The 9931-nt window shown below is 71.7% G+C and carries 8 protein-coding genes; 7 read left to right on the top strand and 1 reads right to left on the bottom strand.

The window, feature by feature from the left end; all coding sequences use genetic code 11:
• Positions 1 to 135 precede the first annotated feature (135 nt).
• The 4 genes from ACR9ZG_RS15810 to ACR9ZG_RS15795 all read left to right on the top strand — a co-directional run bounded on the left by ACR9ZG_RS15810 (position 136) and on the right by ACR9ZG_RS15795 (position 4661).
• A complete protein-coding gene (locus tag ACR9ZG_RS15810; RefSeq protein ID WP_481285807.1) occupies positions 136 to 762 on the top strand; it encodes a MerR family transcriptional regulator in 627 nt (208 codons plus the stop codon).
• Entirely contained in the window at positions 759 to 1796 is a 1038-nt protein-coding gene (locus ACR9ZG_RS15805) for a hypothetical protein (RefSeq protein ID WP_481285806.1), read from the top strand. The genes ACR9ZG_RS15810 and ACR9ZG_RS15805 overlap by 4 nt, the downstream gene beginning before the upstream one ends.
• A 62-nt stretch (positions 1797 to 1858) precedes the next feature.
• Positions 1859 to 3226: an LCP family protein gene (locus ACR9ZG_RS15800; RefSeq protein ID WP_481285805.1), complete on the top strand. Its 1368-nt coding sequence runs from the start codon at positions 1859 to 1861 to the stop codon at positions 3224 to 3226.
• A 43-nt stretch (positions 3227 to 3269) separates the two neighbouring features.
• A complete protein-coding gene (locus ACR9ZG_RS15795) occupies positions 3270 to 4661 on the top strand; it encodes an MFS transporter (RefSeq protein WP_481285804.1) in 1392 nt (463 codons plus the stop codon).
• Here the strand turns inward: ACR9ZG_RS15795 and ACR9ZG_RS15790 are convergent.
• Positions 4643 to 5485 (bottom strand): UbiA family prenyltransferase, encoded by an 843-nt coding sequence (locus tag ACR9ZG_RS15790; RefSeq protein WP_481285803.1) that lies wholly within the window; start codon positions 5483 to 5485, stop codon positions 4643 to 4645. The genes ACR9ZG_RS15795 and ACR9ZG_RS15790 overlap by 19 nt on opposite strands.
• A gap of 90 nt (positions 5486 to 5575) precedes the next feature.
• On the opposite strand from ACR9ZG_RS15790, the gene ACR9ZG_RS15785 reads away from it, so the two are divergent.
• From ACR9ZG_RS15785 to ACR9ZG_RS15775, 3 genes are all read left to right on the top strand, one after another.
• Positions 5576 to 6592 carry a LacI family DNA-binding transcriptional regulator gene (locus tag ACR9ZG_RS15785; protein WP_481285802.1) on the top strand — a complete coding sequence of 339 codons (1017 nt, stop codon included), beginning with the start codon at positions 5576 to 5578 and terminating at the stop codon, positions 6590 to 6592.
• A 156-nt stretch (positions 6593 to 6748) separates the two neighbouring features.
• A complete protein-coding gene (locus tag ACR9ZG_RS15780; protein WP_481285801.1) occupies positions 6749 to 8509 on the top strand; it encodes a glycoside hydrolase family 13 protein in 1761 nt (586 codons plus the stop codon).
• Positions 8510 to 8511: 2 nt separating this feature from the next.
• Positions 8512 to 9882: an ABC transporter substrate-binding protein gene (locus tag ACR9ZG_RS15775; protein WP_481285800.1), complete on the top strand. Its 1371-nt coding sequence runs from the start codon at positions 8512 to 8514 to the stop codon at positions 9880 to 9882.
• Positions 9883 to 9931 lie beyond the last annotated feature (49 nt).

The following is a 9931-nucleotide window of genomic DNA, read 5'->3' as shown; positions in this document are numbered from 1 at the left end:
AGATGTGTATAAGAGACCGGCATCAGCGTGGCAGAGCCGGCGTGCGCTCCGCCTCACCGACGCCCGGACGTTCGCGATGGGCTGAGCGAACTCACCACTGTGAGTAACGCTACCGGTAGTGCTACTATCAGCACCATGCTGATCGGAGAGCTGTCGGACCGGACGGGTGTCGCCCCCGCGACCATCAAGTACTACGTGCGCGAGGGCCTGCTGCCCGCGGGCGAGCGCCTCGGCGGCAATCGCACTGACTACTCCGACGCCCACGAGGAGCGGCTGCGGTTGATCCGGGCGATGCTCGAGATCGGGCGGCTCTCCGTGGCGTCGGTGCGCGACGTGCTGGCGGCGCTGGACGAGCCGGGCGCGCCGATCGCCGCCACCTTCGACGTGGCGCAGCAGGCGCTGTCACGGGCGGCCGTCCCGGACGTCGCCGAGCCGACCCCGGCCTCCCTCGCCCGGGTGGACGCGCTGGCCGAGCGTGCCGGCTGGGGCGACTGCGACGACAACATCGGCCGGGAGATCGCCGCCCGGGTCCTCGACGGCTTCGAGCGAGCGGGCTTCCCGCTGCCCGACGGGTACCTCGACCGGTACGCCGCGGCGGCGCAGGTGCAGGCGGAGGCCGACCTCGGCGCCGTCGCCGCGCTTCCCGACCGCTCCCGGATGACCGAGCTCATGGTCGTCGGCACCATCCTGGGCGACCCGCTCGCCCTCGGCCTGCGCCGGATCGCGCAGGCCGTCGTCACGAACCGGAGGAGCACGTCATGAGAAGGATGTTCGCCTGGCACCGCCCGCTGATGACGGTGGCCGCGCTGATGGTCGTCTGCGCCGTCGCGTCGCTCGTCGGACTCGCCGTCGACCACCGTGAGGTCACCGGGCTCGATGCCTGGGCGAAGCCGCTCAAGTTCTCGCTGTCGATCCTGCTCTACAGCGTGACCTGGGCGTGGCTGATCGCGCAGCTGCCCCGCTGGCGACGGGTCGCCCACGCGGCGGGGACCGTGATCGCGGTGGCCCTGATCGTCGAGCAGGCCGCGATCGTCGGCGCAGCGGCGGCCGGGACGACCAGTCACTTCAACGTCTCCACGCCGCTCGCGACGACCCTGTGGGCGATCATGGCGGTGTCGATCACCGTGCTGTACGTCGGCACGTTCGTGACCACGATCGCGGTCTTCTTCCTTCGCCTGCCGACCCGGTCGGCGACCCTCGCCGTGCGCGCGGGAGGCGTGATCGCCCTGGTGGGGATGGGGCTGGCGTACCTGATGACCGGTCCGACGGCGCAGCAGCTCTCGGACTTCCGCGGCATCGCGGGCGCCCACACGGTCGGGCTCGCCGACGGCGGCCCCGGGCTGCCGCTCCTCGGGTGGAGCACGGTCGGCGGCGACCTCCGCATCCCGCACTTCGTCGGGATGCACGCCCTCCAGCTGTTGCCGCTGCTCGCGATCCTGCTCGGCTGGCTCGGCACGCAGTGGCGGCCGCTCGCCGACGACCGGGTGCGGCTGCGCCTCGTCGTGATCGCGACGGTCGCCTACGCGGCCGCGCTCGCTCTCGTGACCGCGCAGGCGCTGGCGGGCGAGTCGATCGTCCGGCCGACCGGGGTGTTCCTCGCGGCCGGCCTGGTGGTCGCCCTCGGGGCGGTGGTGGCCGTGGTGGTGGTGCTGGTCGCGGGTGCCGGCGGCACGGGTGCCGGTGGCACGGTCGCCGGTGATGAGGTCGCCGGCACGGCGTCGCGCCTCCCCGCCGCGGAGCCGGTTCCGAGTCGTGGAGGCACGACCTTCAGCGGCTCGAAAGCTTCGAGAAGCTAGTATTTCGGCATCCCTGCATCACATCCCGGCGTCCCGGGCCCCTCGACCCTCGAAGGATGCGCATGACCGACTCCCCGCGCCGACAGCAGCGCCCGCGCGGACCGGCGCCGGTCCGGCACGGGCGCCTGCCGCGCCGCCGGGCCGCCGGGCTGGTCGCGCGGATCGTCGCGCTGGTGCTGGCCGTCGCCGTCGTGAGCGCCGGCTCGGTCGCCGGCTACGCGGTGTGGGACGTCGCGCACTCGGTGAAGAAGGGTGTGACGCTCGTCACGAGGTCGGGCACGACGCAGGCGCCGGTGCCGAACGTCGGTGCGATCGAGGGCGGCGTCAACCTGCTGCTCGCCGGCACGGACAGCCGCAGCGACCTCGGGGGCATCTACGAGACCCAGGAGGAGCAGGACGCCAGCAGCGGCGCCGGCAACAACGACGTCACGATGCTGCTGCACATCGCGCAGGACCACAAGAGCATGATGGTCGTCAGCTTCCCGCGCGACCTCATGGTCGAGATCCCGGACTGCCCGTCCCCGGAGGGCGGCGGGACCGTCGACGGCAGCTCCTCCGCCCAGTTCAACACGGCGCTCTCGCGCGGCGGGCTGGCCTGCGTCGTGCTCACGGTGGAGGAGCTGACCGGGCTGAGCATCCCGTTCGCCGCCACGATCAACTTCGCCGGCGTGAGCGCGATGTCGAGCGCCGTCGGCGGCGTGACCGTCTGCCTGGCCTCGCCGGTGGTCGATGACTACACCAACCCGCCGCTCGACCTCCCCGCCGGACAGCGGGAGTTGGTGGGGGACACGGCGCTGTCGTTCCTGCGCAGCCGCCACGGCGTCGGCGACGGCAGCGACCTGGGCCGCATCTCGAACCAGCAGGTCTTCCTGTCGGCGCTCGCCCGCAAGATCGTGAGCGGCGGCGTCCTCTCGAACCCGGTGCAGCTCTACGCGCTCGCGAAGGCGGCGGTCGCCAACGTGACGCCGTCCGAGAGCCTCAGCAACCCGACGACCCTGGTGCAGATCGCGATGGCGGTGCGGGACACCGGACTCGACAACATGGTGTTCGTGCAGTACCCGACGGTGGACGATCCGGACGACCCGAACCGCGTGGTGGTGCAGAGCGACGCCGCCGACGCCCTCAACGCCGCGCTGGTGAACGACCAGCCGGTCCGGCTGACGGGCTCCACGGGACGGGCGGCCGAGGACCCGACCGCCACGGCGACCCCGACACCGGGGACCCCGGACGCTGCAACGCCGGATGCTGGAACGGGGGACGCCGGCGCGACCACCGCACCCGACGCGGGTACCTCGGCGGCACCCGATCCCGCCGCCCCGGCCGACCCGGCCGCCACCCCGACGCCGACCGGCACGGGCGCGGTGGACCTCCCGTCCACGATCACCGGGCAGACCGCCGCGCAGCAGACCTGCACCAGGGGCAACGAGTAGCGCGCCGATTGCGTTCGTCGGTGGTGCCCGCTTGGATGAGTCCATGCCCATGACCGACCGGATGACCTCGCTGCAGCTGCGCGTCCTCGTCATCGCGATCCTCGCCAGCTTCGTCGCGTTCCTCGACGGCGCGGTCATCAACGTGGCGCTGCCCGCGATCTCGGAGGAGCTGGGCGGCGGCCTGCCGCTGCAGCAGTGGGTGGTGGACGGATACCTGATCACGCTCGGCTCGCTCATCCTCGTCGCCGGGTCATTGTCGGACGTGTTCGGCCGCAAACGGGTGCTGTACGCGGGGCTGATCGGGTTCCTGATCACCTCTCTGCTGTGCGCCTTCGCGCCGACGGGCGTGTTCCTCGTGATCGCCCGGGCGCTGCAGGGCGTCGCCGGCGCGCTGCTGGTGCCGAGCTCGCTCGCGATCATCATCTCCACCTTCGACGGCCCGGCGCAGGCGAAGGCGATCGGCCGGTGGACGGCGTGGACGGGCGTGGCGATGATCGCGGGGCCGGTGGTCGGCGGGGTCTTCGTCGACACGCTCTCGTGGCGGTGGGTGTTCGTCATCAACGTCGTGCCGATCGCGATCACGCTGGTGCTCATGCTCACGCTGGGGCAGAGCGACAAGGGCACCGGAGGGAGCGTCGACGTCGTCGGCGCGGTGCTCGGCTCCCTCGGTCTGGCCGGGACGGTGTACGCGCTCATCGAGCAGGGCGTGCAGGGCTGGACGAGTCCGGGCGTGTGGATCCCGCTCCTCCTGGGCCTGCTCTGCCTCGCCGCGTTCTTCGTCGCCGAGCGGCGGGTCAAGCGACCCATGCTGCCGCTCGGGCTGTTCTCGGTGCATAACTTCTGGGTGGGCAACCTCGCGACAGCGTTCGTCTACGGCGCCCTGGCGTTCGGGCCGCTGGTCGTGACGCTGTTCCTGCAGCAGGTCGCCGGGTTCCCCGCGACGGCCGCCGGGTTCGTGTTCATCCCCTCGACGCTGTGCATGCTGCTGCTCTCCGGACTCTTCGGCGGGCTGGCGGGCCGCTACGGTCCGCGCCTGTTCATGGGCGCCGGGCCGATCGTGGCCGCCTGCGGGTTCCTGTGGCTGCTGATGCTCGGGGACGACGTGGACTACTGGCTCGAGCTGCTGCCCGGCGTCCTGCTGTTCGGCGTCGGGCTGTCGATCACGGTGGCGCCGCTCACGAGCGCCATCCTCGGGTCGATCCACCACGAGCAGGCGGGCATCGGCTCCGCGGTCAACAACGCCGTGTCGCGCATCGCGGGGCTCATCACGGTGGCGCTCGCCGGGCTCATCATCGGGCAGCAGCTCGATGCCGCCGGGCTGCACCGGGCGCTGCTCTGGACGGCCGGGCTGCTCGTCGCGGGCGGCGTGGTGTCGGCCATCGGCATCCGCAACCACGAACCGGCGGCCGAGCCGATTCACACCGCGACGGACTGAGCGGCCAGCGCGAGCATCACGACGTCGACCACGGCGCACGCCATCACGAGCTGCATGAGCAGACGGGTCGGGCTGCGGCGCAGCAGCAGCACCACACCGGCGACCGCGGCCGCGAGCCCCAGGACGAGGCCGATCAGCAGCACGGGGCGCACGGGCAGGCCGGGGCCGAACGTGATCAGGAGGGTCGCCGCCGCGAGACAGCCGAACGCGACGAGGCCGCCGCGCCGCGGGCCGAGGACGTGCGGGAACCCGCGGATGCCCGTCCTGGCGTCGTCGTCGAGGTCGGGCAGCACGTTGGTCACGTGCGCGGCGACCCCGAGGAGGGCGCCCGCCGCGTAGACCCAGGGCTGCGCGAGGGCCGGGTCCTCCTGGCCGAGGGTGGCCACGGCGGGGAGGGCGCCGAAGCTCACGACGAACGGCACGAACGAGAGCACGGTCGACTTGAGACCGAGGTTGTAGGCCCAGCCGCCGGCGATCACCACCAGGTGCGCGACCAGAGCCGCCCAGCCGAGGAGCAGCGTGACGAGCACCGCGAGGATGAGCGCGACGAACGCGGCAGCGCGGACGGTCGGCACCGCGATGTCCCCGCGAGCCGCGGGCTTGTCCTCGCGCTGCACCGCCCGGTCGCGCGCCGCGTCGAGCCAGTCGTTCGACCAGCCGATCGAGAGCTGGCCGAGCAGCACCGCGAGGGCGAGGATCAGCAGGCGGCCGAGCGGGTAGCCGAGGCCGAGCCCCACCCCGGTGGCGATCACCGTCACCACCACCGTCGGCCCGGGGTGACTGGCCAGGAGGAGGGAGGTGGTCTTCGCCACGGGAGTCGCCATGCCGGTCATCGTAGTCGGGCGCTGGACCGGAACGGTGCCGCGCTGCAAAAGACTTGCGCGATTCTGCAAAGGTTTGCCTACACTGTGGCCATGTCGAAGCGACTCGCCGAAGTGGCGCGCAAGGTCGGTGTCAGCGAAGCCACGGTCAGCCGCGTGCTCAACGAGAAGCCGGGCGTCTCGCAGGCGACCCGCCAGGCGGTGCTCACCGCGCTCGACGTGCTCGGCTACGAGCGTCCCACCAAGCTGCGCGGCGAGCGGGCGCGGCTGGTGGGCCTGGTGCTGCCGGAGCTGCAGAACCCGATCTTCCCGGCCTTCGCGGAGATCCTCGGCGGCGCGCTCGCCCAGAACGGCTACACGCCGGTGCTGTGCACGCAGACGGCGGGAGGGATCACGGAGGCCGACTACGTCGACCTCCTGCTCCAGCAGCAGGTCTCCGGCGTGGTCTTCGTCGGCGGGGCGTACGCGCAGGAGGGCGCCTCCCACGACCACTACGCCCGGCTCACCGACCTCAACCTGCCGACGGTGCTCGTGAACGCGCCCGTCGACTCCCTGCGGTTCGCCACGGTGTCGTGCGACGACTCGGTGGCGACGACGCAGGCGCTCACGCACCTGCGGTCGCTGGGGCATGAGCGGATCGGCCTGCTGCTGGGCCCGCGCGACCATGTGCCGTCGCAGCGCAAGCTCGCGGCCGCCCTCCGCCTGACGGAGACCTGGGGGAGCCCGCTGGCGGACGACTGCGTGGTGCACTCCCTGTACTCGCTGGAGGCGGGTCAGGCCGGCGCCGCCCGCCTCCTCGCGGCCGGCGTCACGGCGATCGTGTGCGCGAGTGATCCCCTTGCGCTCGGCGCGATCCGCGCGGTGCGCCGGGCAGGGCTGTCGGTGCCTGGCGACGTGTCGGTGGTCGGGTACGACGACTCCGCGCTGATGAACTGCACGGAGCCTCCGCTCACCACCATCCGTCAGCCGATCGAGCCCATGGGACGCACTGTCATCGAGCTGCTCCTGCGGCAGATCGCGAGCGACTCAGCCCTGTCGGACGAGCTGCTCTTCGAGCCGGAGCTGGTGGTGCGCGGGTCGACCGGGCCCGCCTCCGCGCGGGTCGTCTGACCGCAAATCGGTGCAAGAGTACGTAAGCGAATTACGTACTGTCGAGTTCTTGCGTAATCCTGTCGAGTACCTGCATGCTGGGGCCCAGCGACGAGGCCGACGCCTCGCCGCGCCGCCGCGGTCCAGCGAGGGACCGCCCGATGCGAAGGGCTCACCGTGGACCTCTCCGTGCTCACCGCCACCGAACGTGTGGCAGCGCCGACGCCGCCCTCCGACGATCCGGAGTGGTGGCGCAGCGCCGTCATCTACGAGGTGTATCCGCGCAGCTTCGCCGACGGGAACGGCGACGGTATCGGCGACCTCGCCGGTGTCCGCAGGCACCTCGGCTACCTGCACGACCTCGGCGTCGACGCGATCTGGCTCACCCCCTGGTACGCGTCGCCGCTCGCGGACGGCGGCTACGACGTCGCCGACTACCGCACCATCCACCCCGCCTTCGGCGACCTGGCCGAGGCCGAGGCGCTGATCGCCGAGGCGCTGGCGCTCGGCATCCGCACCATCATCGACGTCGTCCCGAACCACGTCTCCGACGAGCACCCGTGGTTCCGGGAGGCTCTGGCCGCCGGTCCCGGGTCCGCGGCGCGCGAGCGGTTCTGGTTCCGCCCGGGCCGCGGCGAGCGCGGCGACGAGCTGCCGACCGGCTGGGTGTCGAACTTCTCGGGAGACACGTGGACCCGGGTGACGGAGGCGGACGGCCGGCCGGGCGAGTGGTACCTCCACCTGTTCAGCCCGCGGCAGCCTGACCTCAACTGGAACCACCCGGACGTGCGGCGCGAGCACGAGGACATCCTGCGGTTCTGGTTCGATCGCGGGGTCGCCGGCGTACGGATCGACTCGGCTGCGCTGCTGGTGAAGGACCCGGCGCTGCCCGAGGTTCCGGAGGCGCCGGGACCGGGCGAGCACCCGAACCAGGACAGGGACGAGCTGCACGAGATCTACCGGTCGTGGCGCCGCGTGGCCGAGGAGTACCCCGGCACCCGCGTGCTGGTGGGGGAGCTGTGGCTGCCGGACATCGAGCGCTTCGCCCGCTATCTGCGCCAGGACGAGCTGCACACCGCCTTCAACTTCGACTTCCTGGCGCGGCCGTGGGAGGCGCGCGAGCTGCGCGCCTCGATCGACGAGACCCTCGCCGCGCATGCGCCGGTGGCCGCGCCGAGCACGTGGGTGCTCTCCAACCACGATGTGACCCGCCCGGTGACCCGGTACGGGCGAGCCGACACCGCGTTCGCGTTCGCGACCAAGCGGCGTGGCACGCCGACCGACCTCGCGCTGGGCCGCCGCCGCGCGCGGGCCGCCGCCCTGCTGACCGCGGCGCTCCCCGGCTCGCTGTACCTGTACCAGGGTGACGAGCTGGGCCTGCCGGAGGTGGAGGAGCTGCCGGCGGAGTTGATCCAGGACCCGATGCACTTCCGCTCCGGCGGTGTCGACCCCGGCCGCGACGGCTGCCGGGTGCCGCTGCCGTGGCGGGGGACCGAGCCGCCGTTCGGCTTCAGCCCCGCTGCGACCGACGACGGCGGCGCCACTGCCGAGCCGTGGCTGCCGCAGCCGCCCGAGTGGGCCGAGCTGACCGTCGAGGCGCAGCAGAGCGACCCGGCGTCGATGCTGTGGCTGTACCGGCAGGCGCTGCGGCTGCGGCGCGCAGAGCCCGGCCTCGGCGACGGGCCGCTCGACTGGCTGGACGCGCAGGAGGGCGTGCTCGCCTTCGCCCGCGGCGACCGGTTCGTCTCGGTCACCAACCTCTCCGATCACCCGGTGGCGCTCCCGGAGCACACCGCGATCCTGCTCAGCAGCAGCCCGCTCGACGCGGGCCTGCTGCCTCCCGACTCCACGGTCTGGCTCCGGACGCAGCACGCGCTGCGCACCCGGCCGGCACCTGCGGAGGACCTCACCAGCAACGCACAGCGAAAGGAACACTGACGATGAAGTCACGACACACGGTCGCCGCGGTGGCGGCGGTCGCGATCGCCGGAGCGGGGCTTCTGGCCGGATGCTCGTCCTCCGGCCAGGACTCCGGCGACGGAAAGGTGCACATCACGGTCGCGAGCCTGATCCCGGGCAGCGACAAGGCCGCCTTCACGGCGTTCGACGACCGGGTGAAGGAGTTCGAGAAGGCGAACCCCGGCATCGACATCAAGGCCGAGGAGTACCAGTGGACCGGGCCGACCTTCGCGACCCAGCTCGCGGGAGGCACCCTGCCCGACGTCTTCAACGTGCCGTTCACCGACTCCCAGTCGCTGCTGCAGGCGGGCCAGCTCGCCGACATCACGGCCGAGGTCGAGAAGCTGCCGTACGCCGACAAGTTCAACGAGAACGTGCTCGCCGTCGCCAAGGACGGCGACAAGATCTTCGGCATCCCGTACGGGCCGTACGCCATGGGTCTGTCGTACAACCGGCAGCTGTTCCAGCAGGCCGGGCTCGACCCGGACAAGCCGCCGACGACCTGGGACGAGGTGCGGCAGTACGCCAAGACCATCTCCGAGAAGCTGCCGGGCGTCGCCGGCTACATGCAGATGACGCAGGGCAACACCGGAGGCTGGGAGCTGACCACCACGGTCTACGCCCGGGGCGGCCGGATGGAGACCACCGACGGCGACAAGACCGAGGTCACCACCAACAACCCGGTGACGAAGGAGGCGCTGCAGTGGCTCCACGACCTCCGCTGGAAGGACAACGCGGCGGGCAGCAACTTCCTGCTCGACTGGAGCGGCATCAACCAGGCGTTCGGCGCCGGGCAGGTCGCCATGTACCCGTCGGGGTCGGACGTGCTCACCTCCCTGGTGCAGCAGAACAACGTCGACCCGGCGAACTACGGGCTGGCGATGCTCCCCATCGCGGACGACGCGGAGGCGGGCGTGCTCGTCGGCGGCAACGTCGCCGCGGTGAGCCCGAAGTCGTCGCAGGCGCAGAAGGAGGCCGCGGTGAAGTGGATCGACTTCTACTACATGCAGAAGCTGCTCAACGAGGACCAGGCCGTTGCCGACGCCAAGGTGCTCGCCGCCTCCGACCAGCCGGTCGGCGTACCGACCCTGCCGGTGTTCGACCGGCAGACCTACGACGAGAACATGGAGTGGATCAAGGGCGAGGTCAACATCCCGCTGGAGAACGTGGCGCCGTTCACCGACGCGATCTTCGACGCCCCGCTGGTCCCGGAGCCGAACAAGCACACCCAGGAGCTGTACGGCGCGCTCGACTCGGTGGTGCAGGCGGTGCTGACCGATGAGAACGCGGACATCGACGCGCTGCTCACGAAGGTCGACTCCGACATCCAGAAGCTCGTCGACGCCGACTGACGAAAGCACCCATGACCGCGATCGATCGACCTGTCTCTTATACACATCT

This window comes from Leifsonia sp. KNZ12-8B (assembly GCF_056755495.1).
The sequence above is the reverse complement of the archived record's forward strand: the minus strand, read 5'-3'. Positions and strand labels throughout refer to the sequence as shown.

Coding starts and splice junctions, on each gene's coding strand:
- ACR9ZG_RS15810 (WP_481285807.1), top strand. CDS start 136: ATGCTGATCGGAGAGCTGTCGGACCGGACGGGTGTCGCCCCCGCGACC.
- ACR9ZG_RS15805 (WP_481285806.1), top strand. CDS start 759: ATGAGAAGGATGTTCGCCTGGCACCGCCCGCTGATGACGGTGGCCGCG.
- ACR9ZG_RS15800 (WP_481285805.1), top strand. CDS start 1,859: ATGACCGACTCCCCGCGCCGACAGCAGCGCCCGCGCGGACCGGCGCCG.
- ACR9ZG_RS15795 (WP_481285804.1), top strand. CDS start 3,270: ATGCCCATGACCGACCGGATGACCTCGCTGCAGCTGCGCGTCCTCGTC.
- ACR9ZG_RS15790 (WP_481285803.1), bottom strand. CDS start 5,485: ATGGCGACTCCCGTGGCGAAGACCACCTCCCTCCTCCTGGCCAGTCAC.
- ACR9ZG_RS15785 (WP_481285802.1), top strand. CDS start 5,576: ATGTCGAAGCGACTCGCCGAAGTGGCGCGCAAGGTCGGTGTCAGCGAA.
- ACR9ZG_RS15775 (WP_481285800.1), top strand. CDS start 8,512: ATGAAGTCACGACACACGGTCGCCGCGGTGGCGGCGGTCGCGATCGCC.